The following is a 20446-nucleotide window of genomic DNA, read 5'->3' on the forward strand; positions in this document are numbered from 1 at the left end:
ACGCCGGTCCCGGCGCGCCTGAGTAGGGCGCGGCCGTGGACCGGCGAATTGGAGCTCGCTACTTCTTGCCGGCAGGAGCCTTGCCGAAGCGGGCCTCGAAGCGGGCCACACGGCCACCGGTGTCGAGGATCTTCTGCTTACCCGTGTAGAACGGGTGGCACTCGGAGCAGACCTCGGCGCGGATGGCACCGCTGGAGATCGTGCTGCGGGTGGTGAACGACGCGCCACAGGTGCAGCTGACCTGCGTCTCGACGTACTCGGGGTGGATGTCGCGCTTCAAGGGTGTCTCCTAGTTTCGGGAGGGCGCCGGGTCGCTGCCGCGGGATACGGGAGCGTGAACCGGAGCCGACGTACCAGTCTGCCAGGACTGGTGCCATCCCCCCAAACCGGGGGGCGGTGTGAGCTATTCCCGGGGGCCGGGAGCGAGGGGTGCGGGGAGAGGGGTGCGGGGATGAGTTACGAGTTGCGGGCGGTGATCGCCGGCGAGGAACTGCTGTGCACGATCACGAGGGATGTGCCCGGCGCCCGGGCGTCTCTTGAGCAGGGCCTTGCGCTGATGCCGATGACGAGCGACCTCTTCGACTCCGTTACGAACGGCGACACCACCCGCGCCCTCGGGTTCCGGGGGCTGCCCTGGTGCTGGGGCCGCTGGGCATCGGGGAGGACCAAGGCTTCCCGGTGGCCGGCAGCCCGATCTCACAGGCTCTTCGTCGGCTGGGTGCGGTGGCACGGGCCGGTGGCGACGAGTTCTCGGCCGTGGGGCTGGACCGGCATCGTCACAGCGCCCGCTGGGCCGGCTGACCCCGCCGCGAAACCGCGCCCCTCAGGGCGTCACCACACGGTTGGCGTCGCCCTTCGCCGTGCCCTTGGTGGCGGACTTCGGGATCGGCTTGTCGTGCTTCAGGGCCGTCCACACCTGCTTGGCCTGTGACTCGGCCACGATCACCCGGTTCGGGTCCGCCGGGTCGTACTGGACCGGCATCGTGACCATGGTCATGTTCTTGGAGTCGATGCTCTTGAGGCCATTGGCGAACGACATGAGCGAGTTGACCGAGCCCAGGTCGGAGTCGGTGGTCACCGTCTTGGTGGCGGTGTTGGCCAGGTCGTAGAGCTTCTTCGGGTTGCCGAAGAGGTCGATGTCCTTGATCTGGTTGATCAGTGCCTTGATGAAGGCCTGCTGCAGCTGGATGCGACCGAGGTCGGAGCCGTCGCCGACGCCGTGCCGGGTGCGGACCAGGCCGAGGGCCTGCTTGCCGGTGAGCTGGTGCGTGCCGGCCTCGAGGTTGAGGTGACTGTCGGGGTCGTTGATGGCCTTGGTGGTGGTGACCTCGACGCCGCCGAGCTTGTCGACCAGCTTCTGGAAACCGGAGAAGTCGACTTCCAGGTAGTGGTCCATGCGAATGCCGGAGACGGACTCGACGGTCTTCACCGCACAGGCCGCTCCGCCCGTCGTGTACGCGGAGTTGAACATCACGTCGGAGTCGGCCGGGTACGTCTTGCCGTCGGTGTCGGTGCAGTCGGGCCGGTCGATGAGCGTGTCCCGCGGGATGGAGACGACGCTCGCCTTCTTGTGGCCCTTGTAGACGTGCAGGATCATCGCCGTGTCCGAGCGGGCGCTGCCGTCGTCGGCGCCGCCGCCGAGCTTCTTGTTGTTGCCGGAGCGGGTGTCCGAGCCGAGGACGAGGATGTTCTCCGAGCCGTCGTCGACCTTCTCGGGACGGTCGGTGCCGAGGGCCTGGTCGATGTCGACGCTCTTGAGGTTGCCGTTGAGCTTGAAGTACACGTAACCCGCACCGGTGCCGCCCAGGACCACGATCCCGGCGGCCGTCCAGGCCATGATCAGCAGGCTCTTGCGCTTGTCGCGCGGCTTGCGTCGGCGGCCCTTGGCGCGGCCACGCGGACCCTTGGGGCCGTTATCGCCTGGTATGGCGGGCTCCGGCGTGCTCTCGGCAGACACTGTGCTCCTCGGTTCTCGTCCGGTCGGTTACCCCCTGCTTTCAGGGTCAGGCGTGGCCATTTGGCCCGTACCACACCATCGTCACCCCGTCCGGTCAGACGGGGAAACTCGGAGAAGGGTTGCACAACGGACCGTGCCCACCGCTCGCAGGCGATGGGCACGGTGCGTAGTCACAGAGGCCTGACAAACTGGCCTCACCTGCGATTTCAGCCGAAGATGTCGTACTGCTTGTAATCGGTTCCCACGGATCTTGCTGTGGTAAAGATCTCGCTCGTGGCCTTGCCGGAACCGGGGTACAGATAGAGCGTGCCGGTGGAGTTGCGGGCCAGGAAGTCCGCCTTGCCGTCGCCGGTCACGTCACCGACGGCGTCGAAGGCCGTGTAGCTCTCCCAGGTGCGCACCTTGACGCGGCCGGCGAAGGCTCCCGTGCCGGCCTTGCCGGTGCCCTTGAAGAGATAGACGTGGCCGCCGGTCTTGCTGCGCGCGATCAGGTCGGTCCTGCCGTCGCCGGTGAAGTCGCCGTGGCCGCGCAGGGAGTTGTACTGGTTCCAGCCGGAGCCGACCTTCACACGGGCGCCGAAGGTGCCGTTGCCCTTGCCCGGGTAGATCCACAGATAGCCGCCGGAGTCGACCGACAGCAGGTCGGGCAGGTAGTCGCCGGTGACGTCGCCCGGGGTGACGATGCGGGTGCGGGTCTTCCAGTTGTCGGCGAGCTGCTTGGTGGCCCAACTGCCGCTGGAGGGCACGAAGTGCGACCAGAACAGGTCGCCGTCGGAGCTGCGCCGGTACACCAGGTCCTGGTAGCCGTCCCGGTCGAGGTCGGTCTGCAGGACGACGTTGACGCCGTCCCAGTTGCCCCAGGACTCGCGCGCCCCGAACGAGGTGCCGGCCGAGTCCTTCGAGTACCCCGTCCTGCTGGTGGCGTTGCGCAGCCACAGGTCGGCCCGGTGGTCCCCGCTGAGGTTGGTGTCGTCCACGCGCGGGTAGGCGGCGCCGACGTAGCTCGTCACCTTGGCGAAGACGCTGTACGCCCCCTTGGCGACGCAGTCCCGCACACCCCAGGAGACGACACCGACGATCCGGCCGTTCACGACGAGCGGCCCGCCGGAGTCCCCGTTGCAGGCGGAGGTGGTGCCGCTGTCGGCGCCGCTCGCGGGCTTGCCCGCGCAGACCATGTGGCCCTTGACGAACTCCCCGCCGTAGTAGCCGGCGCAGGTGGTGTCGGACTGGATGGGCAGCGTGGCCGTCTTCAGCGTCTGGGAGATGTCCGAGCTGGTGGAGCTGGTACGGCCCCAGCCGTAGACCTTGGCGCTGGTGCCGGCGGCGTACGATGCCGTGTCACCGGAGGTCGTCATGCGGATCGGCGTCGCCTTGACCGCGTTCGCCAGCGTGATGACGGCCATGTCGTTGTCGATCGTCGTCGAGTTGTACGACGGGTGGTACCACTGCCGGTGCGGCAGCGTGACGGTGCCGCCGTGCAGGTCGCTGTTGCCGGCGTCGTCGGTGGTCGGCAACTGGGCGGTACCGGTGATGACGGCGCCGAAGTTGTGCCAGTCGTAGCCCTTGACGCAGTGCGCGGCGGTGAGGATCTTCGTCGGCGCGACGACGGCGCCGCCGCAGAAGAACCCGAGGTCGTCGGCCTCGTCGGCGGTGCCCTGATCGTCGTAGTACCAGAGCTGCGCCATCCAGGGCGCCGAGGTGATGCCGGTCGTGGTGCCGCCGATGACCATGGGGCTCACGGTGGAGTCATCGGAGGAGCTGGTGCTGCTCGCACCGAATGACGACTTCCCGGTCGTCTGCCCCGCGGTGTCGTCGCCGGCGACGGCACCGACGACCCGCCGCTCCAGCTCGGCGAGCGAGGCGGAGCTGGTGGCGGGCTTCACGGTGGGCCTGGGCAGCGCGGTCGCGGCCCCGGCGGATGAGGTCAGCAGCGCGGCGGCAACGGCCGCGGCGACACCGGCGGCGGCAACGGGCAGCCCGAAACGTATCCGGCGTCTGTGACGACCACTGCCGGACATGGTGGTGCTCAAGAAGGTCCCCCCAGAGACACAAGAGTAGGAAGGGGCGTACGGAGTCGCCCGTCCCTATCAGCGCCAAAAGGCCGCTTCCCGTCACTGATTGACGGGAAGCGGCCTTTTCGGAGTCGCTTGTGCTCAGTCGCCGTTGCCGGGGGCCGGCGTCGTCTTCTGAATCTGCATCAGGAACTCGGCGTTCGACTTCGTCTGCTTCATCTTGTCGAGGAGCAGCTCGACCGCCTGCTGCTGGTCGAGGGCGTGCAGCACCCGGCGCAGCTTCCAGACGATGGCCAGCTCGTCGGGAGCCAGCAGGATCTCTTCCTTACGGGTACCGGACGCGTCGACGTCCACCGCCGGGAAGATGCGCTTGTCGGCGAGCTTCCGGTCGAGCTTGAGCTCGGCGTTGCCGGTGCCCTTGAACTCCTCGAAGATGACCTCGTCCATGCGGGACCCGGTGTCTACCAGCGCGGTGGCGAGGATGGTCAGCGAGCCGCCGTCCTCGATGTTGCGCGCGGCACCGAAGAAGCGCTTCGGCGGGTACAGCGCGGTCGAGTCGACACCACCGGACAGGATGCGGCCGGAGGCGGGCGCCGCGAGGTTGTACGCACGGCCCAGACGCGTGATGGAGTCGAGCAGGACGACGACGTCGTGACCCAGCTCCACCAGCCGCTTCGCACGCTCGATGGCGAGCTCGGCGACCGTCGTGTGGTCCTCGGCCGGACGGTCGAAGGTCGAGGAGATGACCTCGCCCTTCACCGACCGCTGCATGTCGGTGACCTCTTCCGGACGCTCGTCGACGAGGACGACCATCAGGTGGCACTCGGGGTTGTTGTGCGTGATCGCGTTGGCGATCGCCTGCATGATCATGGTCTTACCGGTCTTCGGCGGGGCCACGATCAGACCGCGCTGGCCCTTACCGATCGGCGACACGAGGTCGATGATGCGGGTGGTCAGCACGCCCGGGTCGGTCTCCAGACGGAGCCGGTCCTGCGGGTACAGCGGGGTGAGCTTGTTGAACTCCGGGCGGCCTCGGCCGTGTTCGGGCGCCATGCCGTTGACGGAGTCCAGGCGGACCAGCGCGTTGAACTTCTCGCGCCGCTCGCCTTCCTTGGGCTGACGGACCGCACCGGTGATGTGGTCGCCCTTGCGCAGGCCGTTCTTGCGGACCTGGGCGAGGGAGACGTACACGTCGTTGGGGCCCGGCAGGTAGCCCGACGTACGGATGAAGGCGTAGTTGTCGAGGATGTCCAGGATGCCCGCGACCGGGATCAGGACGTCGTCCTCGTTGATCTGCGGCTCCGAGGCGATGTCGTCGCGGCCGCGACGGCCACGACGGTCGCGGTAACGCCCGCGACGGCCACGGCGACCACCCTCGAAGTCGTCGTCGTCCTGCTGCTGGCCGCGGTCCTGACGGCCGCCGCCCTGCTGCTGGTTCTGCTGCTGGCCACGGTCCTGACGACCGCCGCCCTGCTGGTCGTCGCCCTTGCGGCGGTCACCACGGTCGCCGCGGTCACCACGGTCACCGCGCTCGCCACGGTCACGGTCGCGGCCGCGCTCACGGCGGTCACGACGACGGCCCTCGCCGCCCTCACCGGCCTCACCCTTGGCGTCGCCCTGCGACTGCGCGGGCGTCTCGGCCTTCGGCTCGCTCTTCGCCTCGGCGGCGACCGTCTCTGGGGCGGCCGCGGGGGCACCGGCATCGGCCGTGGCACGACGACGGCGGCGCTCGGCCGGGGCGTCGTCGCTGGCCGGCTGGCCGGGAATCTCGATCTGCTGCTGGGCCACGGCCTTCTCGGCGGGGGCCTCAGCCGCCTTCTCCGCCTTCTTGTCGGCGTCGTCGCCGGTACGAGCCTTGGAGGTGGCGCGGCGCTTGGGCTTGGTCTCGGTCGCGGCCTCCGTCTTGGGAGCCGCGGCACCTCCTCCGGCCTGCGCCTCCTTGATGACCTCGATCAGCTGGCTCTTGCGCATGCGCGCGGTGCCCTTGATACCGAGGCCGGATGCGACCTGCTGCAGCTCGGCCAGCACCATGCCCTCAAGGCCGGTACCGCGGCGCCGCCGGGAGCCGGCACCGGTGGCAGGCGCGGATGCGTCCGTGGCGGGCGCGGCAGCGGTCTCCTCGACACGTGCGCCCATCAGATCGGTGGTGTCGCTCACGAAGGGTCCTTCCCTGGAGCGGACGTCGGCCTGTCTGGCTCGGCGACCGGTTGTGCTGTCCGGCTTCGGTCCCTGGTGTGTGGACCGTGCCGGGGCGGTGGTCCGCCAAAGCGGCGGAGGAAATATCTGGTGATGACGCTTCCCAGAGCCGTGGCACGGAGTGTCTGTGTCACTCGGCTCGGTCGCGCCGGTTCCGGAGCGTGCCCGGCAAGTCGCTCAGCGCCCGCGTACGAGGTACTGCTCACGTACGTCGTACGGAACACAGTGCGGCTTGGGAGGCTCCCGGAAGAATGTCTGTCCCTGACGGGGACAACAAGCACCTCGCCATGGTGGGGTCGGGTGCAGACTTGAGGTTAACACTACCGGATCCAACAAACATTCCCCCTCTCGAAATCCGGCAACCGAGTGTCAGGTCGCAAGCGGCAGCACGCTCGCTCCCTGGGCATCCAGCTCGAGCCGGTTCGCGGCCCAGCCGTCGCCTGCCAGATGGGCCACCTTGTCGGCACTGTCGTGATCCGCCAGTGCCAGAACGGTGGGGCCCGCGCCGGAGATGACCGCCGGCACTCCGTCGGCCCGCAGCCGCTCCACCAGCGCCGCGCTCTCCGGCATGGCCGGTGCGCGGTACTCCTGGTGAAGACGGTCCTCGGTGGCCGGCAGCAGCAGCTCGGGGCGCCTGGTCAGGGCCTCTACGAGCAGGGCCGCACGGCCCGCGTTGGTGGCCGCGTCGACATGCGGCACGGAGCGCGGGAGCAGACCGCGCGCGGTCTCGGTGAGCACCGGCTTTCCGGGCACGAAAACCACCGGAACGATGGAATCGGCGGGCTCCATCCTGATCGCCCGCGCGGCACCCGCCTCCATCCAGGAGAGGGTGAACCCGCCCAGCAGACAAGCCGCCACGTTGTCGGGGTGGCCCTCGATCTCGGTGGCGAGTTCCAGCAGGGCAGTGTCGTCGAGCTTGGCCTCGCCGCCTATGGTCACGGCACGCGCGGCGACGATGCCGGCGCAGATGGCGGCCGAGGAGGAACCGAGGCCCCGGCCGTGCGGAATGCGGTTGGCGCAGACGATCTCGAGCCCGCGCGGCTGGCCGCCGAGCAGATCGAAGGCGGTGCGCAGGGAACGTACGAGAAGGTGGCTTTCGTCACGCGGCAGCGTCTCGCTGCCCTCGCCCGCGATGTCGATGTGCAGCCCGGTGTCGGCCACCCGGACGACGACGTCGTCGTAGAGCCCCAGCGACAGGCCGAAGGCGTCGAAGCCCGGGCCGAGGTTGGCGCTGGTGGCGGGGACGCGCACCCGGACGGCGGCGGCGCGGAACGCTGGACCGGCCATCGCTTGATGACTCTCCTTGAGCTGCGTGTTTGTCGAAGACATTCGATGACGTACGAGAACCCTTGGGGCCGCTTCCGGGCCGCGGAGACGGCGCGGCACCGCACCCCATGCGGAGGCATATGCGGCGGGCGGGTTCGGTACAGCCTATCGAAGGTAGGTTCTGTGGCGACATAGGGCGCACAGGAGGCGCACGATGCGTGTCGTATGCCCCCTGTGCACCCCCTGTAGGGGAGTTCCCCAGGTAAGCGCCCTCGTACTCGCGGACGCGAGCCCCGTACGACGGAGTGTGGCCCGCTTACGCCTGGGCTTACGCCAGCCCGAGCCGCTCGGCCGCCGTCGCCGCGTCGACCGGGACGGTGACGGGCTGCGGGGCGCCGGCGACGGCCCAGTCGGGGTCCTTGAGGCCGTTGCCGGTGACGGTGCAGACGATGCGCTGGCCCGGGTCGACCTTGCCCTGCTCGGCGGCCTTCAGCAGACCGGCGACGGACGCGGCGGACGCGGGCTCGACGAAGACGCCCTCCTGCGCGGCCAACAGCCGGTAGGCGCGCAGGATTTCACGGTCCGTCACCTCGTCGATGAACCCGCCGGACTCGTCCCGCGCGGCGAGCGCGTACTGCCAGGACGCCGGGTTCCCGATGCGGATCGCGGTGGCGATGGTGGACGGGTCCTTGACGATCTCGCCGCGCACGATGGGCGCGGAGCCGGAGGCCTGGAAACCCCACATGCGGGGGGTCCGCTTCGAGACACCGTCGGCGGCGTACTCCTTGTAGCCCTTCCAGTACGCGGTGATGTTGCCCGCGTTGCCCACCGGCAGGACGTGGATGTCGGGGGCGTCGCCCAGCATGTCCACGATCTCGAAGGCGGCCGTCTTCTGCCCCTCGATACGCACCGGGTTGACCGAATTGACCAGTGCCACGGGGTAGTTGTCGCTCAGGGCACGGGCGAGCGCGAGGCAGTCGTCGAAGTTGCCGTCCACCTGGAGGATCTTCGCGCCGTGCACGAGGGCCTGGCCCATCTTGCCGAGCGCGATCTTGCCCTGCGGGACGAGAACGGCCGAAACCATGCCCGCGCGGACGGCGTAGGCCGCGGCGGAGGCGGAGGTGTTGCCGGTGGAGGCGCAGATGACGGCCTTCGCACCCTCCTCCTTGGCCCGCGTGATGGCCATGGTCATGCCGCGGTCCTTGAAGGACCCGGTCGGGTTGGCGCCTTCCACCTTGAGGTGGACCTCGCAGCCCGTGCGCTCGGAGAGCACCTGCGCGGGCACGAGGGGCGTGCCGCCCTCGCGGAGCGTCACGACCGGCGTGGTGTCGGAGACGGGCAGCCGGTCCCGGTACTCCTCGATGATTCCGCGCCACTGGTGGGTCATTGCTGGTTACTCTCCTTCAACCCGCATGATGCTGGCGACACCCCGCACGGTGTCGAGCTTGCGCAACGCCTCGACGGTCCCGACGAGGGCCGCGTCGGACGCACGGTGGGTGACGACGACGAGGGAGGCCTCGCCGTCCTTGCCCTGCTGGCGAACCGTATCGATCGAGACACCGTGCTCTGCGAACACGGTCGCCACCTGGGCGAGAACACCCGGTTTGTCCGCCACGTCGAGGCTGATGTGGTAGCGGGTGACAACCTCACCCATCCCCGACACGGGCAGGGCGGCGTACGCCGACTCGCCGGGCCCCGTTGCCCCGCTGAGCCGGTTGCGGCAGACGGCGACGAGGTCGCCGAGCACGGCCGAGGCGGTCGGGGAACCACCCGCGCCGGGGCCGTAGAACATGAGCTGCCCGGAGGCGTCGGACTCCACGAACACGGCGTTGTAGGCGCCGCGCACGGAGGCGAGCGGGTGGGTCAGCGGGATCATTGCGGGATGCACGCGCGCCGTGACCGACTGGCCGTCCTCGGCCCGCTCGCAGATGGCGAGCAGCTTGATGGTGCAGCCCATCTCCCTGGCGGAGGCGAAGTCCGCCGCGGTCACCTCGGTCATGCCCTCGCGGTAGACGTCGTCGAGGCGCACGCGCGTGTGGAAGGCGATTCCGGCGAGGATGGCGGCCTTGGCGGCGGCGTCGAACCCTTCGACGTCGGCGGTGGGGTCGGCCTCCGCGTAGCCCAGGGCGGTGGCCTCGTCGAGGGCCTCCTGATACCCGGCGCCGGTCGAGTCCATCTTGTCGAGGATGAAGTTGGTGGTGCCGTTGACGATGCCGAGCACCCGGTTGACCTTGTCACCGGCGAGGGACTCGCGCAGCGGCCGGATCAGCGGGATGGCACCGGCGACTGCGGCCTCGTAGTAGAGGTCCTTGCCGTTGGCTTCCGCGGCCGCGTGGAGGGCGGCCCCGTCCTGGGCGAGGAGCGCCTTGTTGGCGGAGACGACGGACGCGCCGTGCTCGAAGGCGGTCGTGATGAGGGTGCGGGCGGGCTCGATGCCGCCGATGACCTCGACCACGACGTCGATGTCGCCGCGTTTGACGAGGGCCGTGGCGTCGGTGGTGATGAGCGCGGGGTCGATGCCCTCGCGCACCTTGGAGGGCCGCCGTACGGCCACGCCCGCGAGCTCCACGGGGGCCCCGATCCGGGCGGCGAGGTCGTCGGCGTGCGTCGTCATGATGCGCGCCACCTCTGAGCCGACCACTCCACAGCCCAGCAGCGCCACCTTCAGCGGACGCGTACGCATCATCCGACCTCGTTTCCTCTTACCGTCTACGGTTGCACCAGTCTCACTCACCGGACGGGACTTTCTGCCCATCGTCCGGATCGTGAGACATCTATTTCATTTCTACGGGGGTGGAAGACAGGAGATCTTCCACCCCGCGTTTTGGGCCGGTCTCCGGGCGTTCCAGTGTTCCGGTCTCCCGGTGTTCCGGCTCAGCCGACGTCGAGCCGAAGGAGGTCCTCCTCCGTCTCCCGGCGGACGATCACCCGGGACTCGCCGTCGTTCACGGCGACGACGGGCGGCCGCAGGACATGGTTGTAGTTGCTGGCCATGGACCGGCAGTACGCACCCGTCGCCGGTACGGCGATGAGGTCACCCGGCGCCAGGTCGGCCGGCAGGAACGCGTCCTTGACCACGATGTCCCCGCTCTCGCAGTGCTTGCCGACGACACGGGCGAGCATCGGCTCGGCGTCGCTCGTCCGGGACACGAGGGCGACGCTGTACTCGGCGTCGTACAGCGCCGTACGGATGTTGTCCGACATGCCGCCGTCGACGGAGACGTACGTCCGCAGCCCGTCGAGCGGCTTGATGGTGCCGACCTCGTAGAGCGTGAAGGCGGTCGGCCCGACGATGGCGCGCCCCGGCTCGACGGAGATACGGGGGGTCCGCAGGCGCGCGGCCTCGCACTCACGGGTGACGATCTCGGTCAGCGCCTTGGCGATCTCGTGCGGCTCACGGGGGTCGTCGTCACTCGTGTAGGCGATCCCGAGCCCGCCGCCGAGGTCGATCTCGGGCAGCTCGACGCCGTGCTCGTCACGGATGTCCTTGAGCAGCGAGACCACCCGGTGGGCGGCGACCTCGAAGCCCGACATGTCGAAGATCTGCGACCCGATGTGCGAGTGGATCCCGATGACTTCCAGCCCCTCGAGCTGGAGTGCCCGCCGCACGGCCTCGGCGGCCTGCCCGCCGGCCAGCGGAATCCCGAACTTCTGGTCCTCGTGGGCGGTGGCGATGAACTCGTGGGTGTGTGCTTCCACGCCCACGGTGATACGGATCTGGACGCGCTGCCGCTTGCCGAGCTCCTGCGCGATGTGCGCGACGCGGACGATCTCCTGGAAGGAGTCGAGGACGATACGTCCGACGCCTGCGGTGATCGCGCGGCGGATCTCCTCCGCGGACTTGTTGTTGCCGTGGAAGGCGATGCGATCGGCGGGCATGCCGGCGGAGAGGGCGGTGGCCAGCTCGCCGCCGGAGCACACATCCAGATTGAGCCCCTCCTCGTGCAGCCACCGCACGACGGCACGGGACAGGAACGCCTTGCCGGCGTAGAAGACGTCGGCGTCGGTCCCGAAGGCGCTGCGCCAGGCGCGGGCCCGGGACCGGAAGTCGGCCTCGTCCATGAAGTAGGCCGGGGTGCCGTGCTGTTCGGCGAGGGTCTTCACGTCGATACCGCCGACGGTGACGACGCCGTCGGCGTTGCGGCCGACGGTCTGGGCCCACACCTTCGGGTCGAGGGTGTTGAGGTCGGCGGGCGGGGCGGAGTAGTGGCCCTCGGGAAAAACGTCGGCGTGGCGGGGCCCGGCGGGGTGGGCGGAACGGCTCATGACTTTCGTGGGCTCTCTCAGAGATGGTCGGGTGCGTCGATGCCGAGCAGGGACAGGCCACCGGCCAGCACCGTCCCGGCGGCTTCGGCGAGCGCGAGCCGGGCGCGGTGGGTGGCCGAGGGTTTCTCCGCACCGCGGGGAAGGACGGCGGGCAGCAGGGGCAGGACGGCATCGGCGACGGTGACGAGGTGCCGGGCGAGACGGTCGGGGGCGCGGTGGGCTGCCGCCTGGGCCAGGACGCGGGGGTGATCCGCGAGCAGGGCGGCGACGTCGTGCCGTACGTCCCCGGGTTCGGCGTCGAACCCCAGGTCGGCGGCGTTACGGCTGAGAGCCCGGGTGCGGGCGTGGGCGTACCGGACGCGGAAGAGAGGGTTGCTCTCACGCTGGACGAGGTGCTCGTCGGTGATACGGGGCCGGTCATGACCGGCGGGATGAAGCAGGGCCCAGCGGGCGGCGTCGCGGCCGAGCTGGAGGGGGGCGGTGCCGGCGGGGGCGGGCACCGGCCGCACGACGAATTCGGGCGGGGAAACCGAGTCCTGCGCCCCGTCCGCGTCGCCGCCTACGCCGCATACGCCGCCTACGCCCAGGATGTCGACCCAGCGAGGGTCGAGGGGGGCCTCGCACCGGGTGCGGACGGCGGCCCCCTGGGATCGCAGGATCCGACCGAGGGCGTCCATCACCACGACGGCCCGTACCTCATGGGGACAGCTCAGCGGGATGAAGTCCGCGGAGGGGCCGTTGGCGTACCCGTACCGGGTGCCGCGCCGCAGGATCTCCTCGACGAGGGCGGTGGTGGCGGTGTCGCCGAGGCTGATGTTGAGAAACCCGGGCCCGGTGACGACGACATCTCTGATGCCGTCGGTGCTGAGCAGGCGTGCCTGCAGGATCTCGGCGACATCCACCGACGGCCGTCCGGCCGGGCGCGCGAGCTGCAGCGCGACGTTGGTGGCGTAGTCGCCACACCCCCCGGGCCCAGGGGCGGTCACCACGACCCGCTCGGGCACGGCAACGCACAGCACCCCGTCATCGACAGCACGACGCACCGCGCGCAGCACGGTACGGGAGAGCTCGACGGGGGTCACGGGACAAGCGTATGGGAGGAGGGGGGTGGGTATGCGAACGGGTTTGGGGAGGGTCCGGGATTTGGACGGGGGTGGGGGCGGGTGCCTGGTGGAGTGGGGGCGGGTGCCGGTGGGTTACCCGGGCGGGTACGCCTGGGGGTGCGTCTGGTTGTCCGGGGGTGGGGCGGGTGCGTCGCCCCGGGGCGTCCGGTAGGGCCGGGGCGGGTGCGCCCGGGGGCATTCGGTCGGCCCGGGGGCGGGTCCGGTAGGGCCGGGGTGTCAGCTCGGCCGGGGGTGAGTGGGGTCGCCCGGGGGGCGGCTGGTCCCCCGGGGTTGAGTGGGGTCCGCCCGGGCGGGGCGGCTGGTCCGCCCAGGTGCCGGGGCGTTCGCCCTGTTGTGCCGGATCGGAATGCCTGGCGGCTTCGGCTTCCGGTACGGCCGGGGTGTCGTCCAGAACGGCCGGCGGCGTCAGGCTCCGGTGCGCCCAGGGTGGTTGGGGTGCGAGTCCGGTCTCCCGGGGTGCGGGTTCAAAGGACACGCCGGGGGGCTTCCTCGCGGGTGCGGCCGGGGTGTCGGACCGACTTTGCGCTCAGCGGCATCAGCTCCGGTGTGCCCTGGGGTATCGGCGCGTTACGTCCCGGCGTGCAATCTTCCGCTGCCTGGGGCATCCGGCCGAAACACCCGGGGCGTCAGCTTCCGAAGGTCCTGAGGCGCCCATCCGGAACGCCCGGCGGCGTCAGCTTCCGGTGCGTCCGGCGGCCTCGCCGGCTGCCCCGAGTACGCCTCCGAACACGGCGGTGTCTGCGCTGCTGTCCGCGCCCTCGCCGTCGCGTTCCCCGACGCCTTCCCGGGTCCGTTCTGCGCTCCTCCTCACCTCGATCAACCTGCCTACGAGGCTGACGAGTTCAGCCGGCTCAAACGGCTTGGCGAGGAAGGCGTCGACTCCGACACCGAGGCCGGAATCGACCTCGTACTGCGTACAGGCGCTGATGATGGCGAGGGGAAGATCACGCGTACGGGGATCGGATCGCAGCCGAGCGGCAGTCCGCAGCCCGTCGAGCCGTGGCATGACGACATCCAGGGTGACCACATCGGGCCGTACCTGATGAACGACTTCCAGACACTCGGCACCATCGGCCGCGGTCACCACCTCAAGCCCCTCCAGCTCGAGATTGACCCTGATCAGCTGCCGGATGACCTTGTTGTCGTCCACAACAAGCACCCGGCCCGACGCGCCTGGCACAACTCGAGAGTAGGTCCGGACCGGCCACCGCGTCCGGGTTTTCCCCACTTCCACCCCCTGCGAGCGAGCCATCCCAGGTCACACCCGGTGCCACGACCCCGGAAACCCGTTCATGAACACCCCACCGAAGCTGGTAGGGTTCTACCCGTCGCCGCCAAGCAAGGCGCCCGACACGCCCCCGTAGCTCAGGGGATAGAGCAACGGCCTCCGGAGCCGTGTGCGCAGGTTCGAATCCTGCCGGGGGCACTCGCCGAAGGTCAGTAGAGATCAACCGCTGACCGGGGCGAATGCCGATGCGAGAGAGCGGGACCCAGGCTTGATGGGTTCCGCTCTTCGTCATTTTGGGCCCGTGGCCTCCGTTGGCCCGGTGGCGCCGGCGAGTGGTCGCCGGCGGCCCCGGTGCTGAACGGGCTCACGGGGGCTGCGTGCTCAGCCGAAGTGCGACTGGTGATGGTGCCCCGTCGGCTGGCCTCCGTGGGCGGCCTCCCCCGTGGTCAGCAGTTCCGCTGCCTGGTGCTGGGTGTGTGCGGCTGCTATTTGCGCTTCCGTCACGGCGTCTCCGCGTTCGCGCACCAGATCTTCATAGATCGGCAGGTGCTCGCTTCCGGTGGGAGTGCGGGGAGTGGGTGCCATAAAGCTGGTCCTTCGCTGGGTAATGCCGTCAGGCCCTGTTGAGTCGGGCGGCAATTCCGTGCCCGAGGAGCAGATAGAGGACGGCCGGGAGGCCGTAATTGAGGAGGACTCGGAGCCCCTCTGTGTCCATCGTGAAAATGCCCTGTGCCCATCCGGACAGCCAGTCCGCTGATCCATGGACGAATTCCACGAACGTGTTCCCTTGGTTCGCGTCGAGCAGGTACAGCACGATCCACAGGCCGAGGAGACCAGCCGCGATGTCGGCGATCGTGCAGATGGTCAGGGCCGCTCTGCGTGCGGTGTCCGGGTTGCGCTGGGAGCGCTCGGGGGGTGGCGGCTGGTCGTAGGGCTGGTAGCCGGGGATCGGGTCGGTGTTCACGGGAAATCCGTTCTGACGGGGGTGCCGGGCGGAGGGAGCAGGACATCCCGCGAAGCCGAAATCGGAAATCGGACGTCGAGGATGAGCTGCTTCTGCCTGGTTCTGCGTCATACGAACGCGACCGTGTTACACCACCGGCCGTGTCGTCCCCAAGACATGGCCAATGGGGCGCCCACATTGCGCCAATGCGGCAGCAGAAATACGGCGGCACATGGTGACACCGTGGCGGCACCATGGCGGCAATTATCGTCGTCTATTCGGGCACTTGCCTCAATAAGTGTCCGCACTCACACATTTGCGGATGCACTGCAGCGGGGCCCGGGAGGGTCAGGTCTGCCTTGCCGTCGGCAGCATCGCCCAGACCGTCTTGCCCGCCGGCTGGCGTCTCGTCCAACCCCAGTGTTCGGAGAGGGCGTCGATGATGCGCAGTCCCCGGCCGTGCTCGTCGAAGGGGTCACTGGTGTGCGGGTAGACAGGCGGGTTGTCGCTCGGGTCGACGACGGCGCAGACGAGGTGGGCCGGGCGCCGGAGGCTGAGCCTCAGCCAGATCTCGGCCTCGGGGCGCGAGGCGGTCGCGTCGGGCGACGAGGGCGACACGGCGTGCAGTACGGCGTTGGCCAGCAGTTCGGTGACCACCGTGAGGGCGTCGGCGCTGCAGTGGTCCAGTGCCCAGTCGTCGAGCGTGCGACGGACGAAGTCGCGGGCTCGGCCGCAGCTCTGTTCGGCACCGACCAGACGCAGGGCGGCGGAACGAGGCGAGGTGCGCGGGGCTTCGGGGCCAGCGAGCCGGCGGGGGCCCGAGGTGCCGCGGGGTGCTTCCGGCGTCACCGTCAGCCCCGCATGGGGCGCAGCGCTGCCGCGCAGTTGGAGCCCTTCGTACGCAGGTAAGGACACGACGTCTCCCTGATACACGGTCAGGACAGGGCGTCCGCACTGCCGTTGACGCCACGGACTATTATCCACGCCGACGGCGCCTCCGTGCAATTTCACGGGAAATTGCGGGAAGGTGTCTGCGCAGAGCACGTGGTGCGGTCCGGGCCCGGCGGGGCGCCGAGGGCGTGCGCGTGGCCGAACGTGAGCAAGGAGAGTGCAGTGCCAACAGCACAGAACGGCGTACGGGCCAGCTCGTTGGGCGTCCGCTGGATCAAGAGCCGGCACAGCAATGCCGAGGGCAACTGCGTCGAGGTGGCCGGCCTGGGCGACGGCAGCATCGCGATGCGCAACTCCCGTGACCCCGACGGACCTGCCCTGGTGTACACGCCGGCCGAGATCACCGCGTTCCTGGCGGGTGCCAAGGAGGGAGAGTTCGACCACCTCGTTTGATCCTGAACGGAGGACCGGTGGGTTGGACGGAGGACCGGACGGGAGGCGAAGCGCCGCCGGGAAGCGGAAGTTGAGCCTTCTAATTGCTGCGGTTCCGGCGGCACGGGGCGGCGGGATGCGATAATGCGGTCTGTCGTATGCCGGTCTACGGGGAGTCAGGATGTCCGCCGAGTCACCTCGCATCTCCCGCCTCGAGCCCTACCTGAGCCGGACCGAACCCGCGCCGACCCTGCTGAAAATGCTGGTCGGCGTCCAGCTGGCGGGTTTCCGCGAGGACGCGGGCCTGTCCCAGGACCAGGCGGCGCGTGCCGTGGGTTTCAGTCCGGCGAAGTTGTCGCGCATCGAGGCGGGCAAGGGGCGCCGGCCGCCCACGGAGGCCGATGTCCGCCTGCTGCTGAAGGAGTACGGGTCCGAGGACTACGAGGCCTCGGTGCTGCTGCAGTTGCTGAAGCGTGCCGGTGAGCCGGGGTGGTGGCAGCGCTATGACAAGCGGCTGATGCCCGAGTGGTTCGACCGGCTGGTGGGGCTGCAGGAGGCCGCGACGGCCATCCGTACCTTCGAGATCCAGTACGTGCCCGGCCTGTTGCAGACCGAGGCGTACGCGCGTGCCGTGGTGGAGCGCGGGCTGCCGTCGGCGCCCGGCCGTGAGGTGCAGCGGCGCGTGGAGCTGCGGATGCGTCGGCGGGAGCTGGTGCGCCGCGTGGACCCGCCTCAGCTGTGGGCGATCGTCGACGAGTCGGTGCTGCTGCGGATGCTGGGCAGCCGCGAGGTGATGCGCGAGCAGCTCGAGTACCTGGAGGAGATGGCGCAGCTCCCCCATGTGACCCTGCAGATCGTGCCCTTGGACGTGACCAACGCGTCGGCGCCGGCCATTCCCGTCACCTATCTGCGCTTCGGCGGCGTCGATCTGGCCGACATCGTCTATCTGGAGCACATCAAGAGCGCCGCCTTCCTGGAGGACCAGGACGAGACGGAGGAGTACCGGATCGCCCTGGACCGCCTCGGCGACGAGGCTCTCAACCCGCGCGAGTCCCTGGAGCGGCTGCGCGAGACGAAGGCCCGGTACTCCCCTGCCCCGTAAGGCACTGCACCTGAAAGGGCGCTGCGCCCGGTGAGGCGCTGCGCCCCGGGGCGCGAAGCTTCGTTACGGCAGTCGGCCCACGCCGCCGAACTCGATCCACTCCTGGGTGAGTTGGCGCGGCGCCACCTCGGTGTCGGGGCGCCAGGTGGAGACCTCGACCAGGCCGGGTTCGAGGATCTCCAGACCCTCGAAGTACGCCGCGACGTCCTTCTCCTCGCGCACTCGGCCCCAGTGCCCCTGGGTCGCCTGGCCCATGAAGTCGGTGACGAACTCGCGGACCTTGGGGTCCTCGCTGACCAGCTGGCACATCAGCATGAAGCTGCCGGGCGCGAGGTGCTCGCGCACCCGGCGGGCCACGGCGAGGGGGCCGTCGGTGTCGCTGTCGGGGATGCAGTGGAAGACCGAGTTGAACAGCACCGCCACCGGCTGCGAGAAGTCGATCAGGCGCTCGGTGTCGGGGTGGGAGAAGATCGCGTCGGTCTCGCGCATGTCGGCGTGGATGACGGCCGTGTTGTCGTTCTGGTCCAGCAGGGCGCGGCCGTGGACCAGGACCATCGGGTCGTTGTCGACATAGACCACGCGCGAGGACGGGTCGATGGACTGGGCGACCTGGTGGACGTTGTTCTGGGTGGGCAGGCCTGAGCCGTGGTCGAGGAACTGCCGGATGCCGTGGTCCTCGGCCAGTGTCCTGACCACGCGCTGCAGGAAGCGGCGGTTGTTCAGGGCGAGGGCGCGGGTACTGGGGACGACCTTGTCCAGCTCCTCGCAGGCGGCTCGGTCGGAGGCGTAGTTGTCCTTGCCGCCGAGGTAGTAGTCGTACATGCGCGCGGCTGTCGGGATCGTGGCATCGATCGACGTGGACAGCTGCTTTCCAGGCTCCATCGTTTCCCCCAGTCACAGGGCCGGCCGAGGAGATCACCTCGCCGACAACACATCCTAGGGAGGGGGAAGTTGGTGGGGCCAGTCCATCGGTCAACCGCCGGGGAAATGACCCCCTCGGCGAGCGGACGCCCACGGTAAACCGGGGACGGGAACGCAACGCAACCCGGGCAACCCCGCCGAGAGGCAACGGAATTGTCCCGAGATGGCGTCTCTCGTCCCGGATGTCGTTGTGTCGTCAAAGATTCGTAGATGCATACGAGGAACCTCAGTTCGACGCCAGATGGAGCGGACTCTCACAGCCATCGAGGTGCATCCGTGAGGGCTTCTCGGACGCCTTTCATGATCGGGGCTGTGCTGCGCGCCACTTCGAACTAGGGTTCTCGGTCGGAAGCCACATTCGACGGGGGTACGCACGTGGCCGATTCGGCGCGCTCGCTCGACGACACCGCGCAGGACGGGGGAAGGCCGGGCCGGTTCGCCGGCATGGGCCCCTTCATGCTCGTCTGGAGCGGGCAGGCGATATCCCTGGTCGGTAATTCCGTCCTGCGTTTCGCCTTCGTCTTCGAGACCTGGTCGGCCACCGGCCGCGCGACGGCCCTGACCACGCTGTCGCTGTGTGCCCTTCTCCCCCAGGTGCTGCTGAGCCCGCTCGCCGGAGCCTTCGTCGACCGGGTCAAGCGACGCACGGCGCTGCAAGTGGCCGACGGCGGAGGGCTGTTGATCGTGGCGCTGCTCGGCGTCCTGCACTTCACCGGCGGGCTGCACACCTGGGAGGTCTACGCCGCCGTCATGCTGCTCGGTTCGGCTGCCGCCTTCCAGTTCCCGGCGTTGGGCGCCTCGGTGCCGCTGCTCGTGGACAAGGCCCAGCTGCAACGGGCCAACAGTCTGCTGGCCAGCGCCAAGAGCACGGCGGACGTCGGCGGTCCCGCTCTGGGCGGGCTGCTGGTGGCGTTCTCCGGGCTCGGTTTCATCCTCGTCGCCGACCTGGTGAGCTTCGCTCTCGCGTTGGTCGCCATCCGGGTCGTAAGGATGCGGGGGGACACCGGTCCCGCGATCAAGCCGGCGGGTGGGCCGCGCAAGAAGCTCACCGCCGAGGCCATGGAGGGGATGCGGTTCCTCTTCCGGTATCCGAGCCTGCGCGATCTGATGCTCGCCTTCTGCGTGGTCAACCTGGTCATGGTCTTCGGCTTCGCCGCCGTACAGCCCATGGTTCTGGCCCGGTCCGGCGGTGAGACCGCGGCGCTGGCGAGCGTCAACACCGCGATCGGCGTCGGCGGGGTCGCGGGCGGGCTGCTGATGGCGGCGTGGAGCGGGCCGAAGAACCGGGCCCGGGGCATGCTGCTCGGGATCATCGGGATGTGCCTGTCCGCCCAGGTGGCGATGGCACTCGTGGGGGGCGTGGTCGGCTGGTGCGCGGCCATTCTCGTGGGCGCGGCGCTGATGCCGATGATCAACGGCGTGATGCAGGCGATCGTGCAGACCAAGGTGCCTCAGGAGTGGCACGGCCGGGTCTTCGGCGCTGTGATGTTCCTGTCGCAGCTCTCCGTCCCGCTGGCAACCGCCGTCTCCGGGCCGCTCGCCGACGAGGTCTTCGAACCGCAGGCCGCGGCCGGTACCGGGATCTTCGTGGTGCTGGGGCCGCTCGTGGGCGACGGGCCGGGCAGCGGTATGGCCGCGATGCTGCTCATCGCCGGCCTGTGCGGCATCGCCGTCGGGGTGCTGAGCATGACGCGGCGCACGGTGCGGGAGATCGACACGCTGCTGCCCGATGTCAGCGACGGCTCCCCCGAAGACACCGGCAGCGAAGCCACCGACATCGATGCCACCGGCATCGGTGCCACCGACAGCTCCGGGCGCCCCGGCGACCCCGAGGGCACGGAGAACCCCGATCACCCCGAGAACCCGGGGCGCAAGGAATTCGTGGAGGGCTGACCATGACCACCAATCCGTTCGAGGACGAGAACGGCACCTACCACGTACTCACCAACACCGAGGGCCAGTTCTCGCTCTGGCCCGACGGGATCACCGTGCCGGACGGGTGGGACGTGGCCCTGACCGCGAGCAGCCGCGCGGACTGCCTCGCCTACGTCGAGGACCGCTGGACGGACATATGTCCCGCTCGCACGGCCTCCGATGCCTGAGACGGA

General features: G+C 69.5%; 18 protein-coding genes and 1 tRNA gene. 5 read left to right on the forward strand and 14 right to left on the reverse strand.

Annotated elements, in window-relative coordinates; genetic code table 11:
- Positions 1 to 58: 58 nt before the first annotated feature.
- The 10 genes from rpmE to OHT51_RS14285 all read right to left on the reverse strand — a co-directional run bounded on the left by rpmE (position 59) and on the right by OHT51_RS14285 (position 14073).
- Entirely contained in the window at positions 59 to 280 is a 222-nt protein-coding gene (rpmE, locus tag OHT51_RS14240) for a 50S ribosomal protein L31 (RefSeq protein WP_328879305.1), read from the reverse strand.
- Between the two features lie 543 nt (positions 281 to 823).
- Positions 824 to 1957 (reverse strand): LCP family protein, encoded by a 1134-nt coding sequence (locus OHT51_RS14245; protein WP_328879306.1) that lies wholly within the window; start codon positions 1955 to 1957, stop codon positions 824 to 826.
- Between the two features lie 206 nt (positions 1958 to 2163).
- Positions 2164 to 3975 carry a trypsin-like serine protease gene (locus tag OHT51_RS14250; RefSeq protein ID WP_328884323.1) on the reverse strand — a complete coding sequence of 604 codons (1812 nt, stop codon included), beginning with the start codon at positions 3973 to 3975 and terminating at the stop codon, positions 2164 to 2166.
- A 135-nt stretch (positions 3976 to 4110) separates the two neighbouring features.
- A complete protein-coding gene (gene rho, locus OHT51_RS14255) occupies positions 4111 to 6126 on the reverse strand; it encodes a transcription termination factor Rho (RefSeq protein ID WP_328879307.1) in 2016 nt (671 codons plus the stop codon).
- A 408-nt stretch (positions 6127 to 6534) separates the two neighbouring features.
- Positions 6535 to 7452 (reverse strand): homoserine kinase, encoded by a 918-nt coding sequence (gene thrB / locus OHT51_RS14260; RefSeq protein WP_328879308.1) that lies wholly within the window; start codon positions 7450 to 7452, stop codon positions 6535 to 6537.
- A 307-nt stretch (positions 7453 to 7759) separates the two neighbouring features.
- Positions 7760 to 8818 carry a threonine synthase gene (thrC, locus tag OHT51_RS14265; protein ID WP_328879309.1) on the reverse strand — a complete coding sequence of 353 codons (1059 nt, stop codon included), beginning with the start codon at positions 8816 to 8818 and terminating at the stop codon, positions 7760 to 7762.
- A gap of 6 nt (positions 8819 to 8824) precedes the next feature.
- Complete coding sequence (locus OHT51_RS14270; RefSeq protein WP_328879310.1) at positions 8825 to 10117, reverse strand: homoserine dehydrogenase; 1293 nt, start codon at positions 10115 to 10117, stop codon at positions 8825 to 8827.
- 188 nt (positions 10118 to 10305) lie between these two features.
- Positions 10306 to 11697: a diaminopimelate decarboxylase gene (gene lysA / locus OHT51_RS14275; protein WP_328879311.1), complete on the reverse strand. Its 1392-nt coding sequence runs from the start codon at positions 11695 to 11697 to the stop codon at positions 10306 to 10308.
- 17 nt (positions 11698 to 11714) lie between these two features.
- Positions 11715 to 12779 (reverse strand): ArgS-related anticodon-binding protein NrtL, encoded by a 1065-nt coding sequence (gene nrtL / locus OHT51_RS14280; protein ID WP_328879312.1) that lies wholly within the window; start codon positions 12777 to 12779, stop codon positions 11715 to 11717.
- 715 nt (positions 12780 to 13494) lie between these two features.
- Complete coding sequence (locus tag OHT51_RS14285; RefSeq protein ID WP_328879313.1) at positions 13495 to 14073, reverse strand: response regulator; 579 nt, start codon at positions 14071 to 14073, stop codon at positions 13495 to 13497.
- 102 nt (positions 14074 to 14175) lie between these two features.
- Between OHT51_RS14285 and OHT51_RS14290 the strand changes: the two genes are divergently transcribed.
- Positions 14176 to 14247, forward strand: a tRNA-Arg gene (locus OHT51_RS14290).
- A gap of 183 nt (positions 14248 to 14430) precedes the next feature.
- Here the strand turns inward: OHT51_RS14290 and OHT51_RS14295 are convergent.
- From OHT51_RS14295 to OHT51_RS14305, 3 genes are all read right to left on the reverse strand, one after another.
- Complete coding sequence (locus OHT51_RS14295; protein ID WP_328879314.1) at positions 14431 to 14634, reverse strand: hypothetical protein; 204 nt, start codon at positions 14632 to 14634, stop codon at positions 14431 to 14433.
- Positions 14635 to 14662: 28 nt separating this feature from the next.
- Complete coding sequence (locus OHT51_RS14300) at positions 14663 to 15013, reverse strand: hypothetical protein (RefSeq protein WP_328879315.1); 351 nt, start codon at positions 15011 to 15013, stop codon at positions 14663 to 14665.
- A gap of 327 nt (positions 15014 to 15340) precedes the next feature.
- Positions 15341 to 15907 (reverse strand): ATP-binding protein, encoded by a 567-nt coding sequence (locus OHT51_RS14305; RefSeq protein ID WP_328879316.1) that lies wholly within the window; start codon positions 15905 to 15907, stop codon positions 15341 to 15343.
- A 198-nt stretch (positions 15908 to 16105) separates the two neighbouring features.
- Here OHT51_RS14305 and OHT51_RS14310 point away from each other — a divergent pair, with 198 nt between their 5' ends.
- Both OHT51_RS14310 and OHT51_RS14315 read left to right on the forward strand, forming a co-directional pair.
- Complete coding sequence (locus OHT51_RS14310) at positions 16106 to 16336, forward strand: DUF397 domain-containing protein (protein ID WP_328879317.1); 231 nt, start codon at positions 16106 to 16108, stop codon at positions 16334 to 16336.
- A 160-nt stretch (positions 16337 to 16496) separates the two neighbouring features.
- Complete coding sequence (locus OHT51_RS14315; RefSeq protein ID WP_328879318.1) at positions 16497 to 17417, forward strand: helix-turn-helix domain-containing protein; 921 nt, start codon at positions 16497 to 16499, stop codon at positions 17415 to 17417.
- A 63-nt stretch (positions 17418 to 17480) separates the two neighbouring features.
- Here the strand turns inward: OHT51_RS14315 and OHT51_RS14320 are convergent, their stop codons facing one another.
- The gene (locus tag OHT51_RS14320) at positions 17481 to 18299 is read right to left on the reverse strand and encodes an SAM-dependent methyltransferase (protein ID WP_328879319.1); all 819 of its coding nucleotides are present in this window, start codon (positions 18297 to 18299) and stop codon (positions 17481 to 17483) included.
- A gap of 414 nt (positions 18300 to 18713) precedes the next feature.
- Between OHT51_RS14320 and OHT51_RS14325 the strand changes: the two genes are divergently transcribed.
- Positions 18714 to 20231, forward strand: coding sequence for an MFS transporter (locus tag OHT51_RS14325; protein WP_328879320.1), 1518 nt, complete (start codon positions 18714 to 18716; stop codon positions 20229 to 20231).
- Positions 20232 to 20233: 2 nt separating this feature from the next.
- Positions 20234 to 20440, forward strand: coding sequence for an MbtH family protein (locus tag OHT51_RS14330; RefSeq protein ID WP_328879321.1), 207 nt, complete (start codon positions 20234 to 20236; stop codon positions 20438 to 20440).
- Positions 20441 to 20446 lie beyond the last annotated feature (6 nt).

It is taken from the genome of Streptomyces sp. NBC_00299, assembly GCF_036173045.1.
GTDB lineage: Bacteria > Actinomycetota > Actinomycetes > Streptomycetales > Streptomycetaceae > Streptomyces > Streptomyces machairae.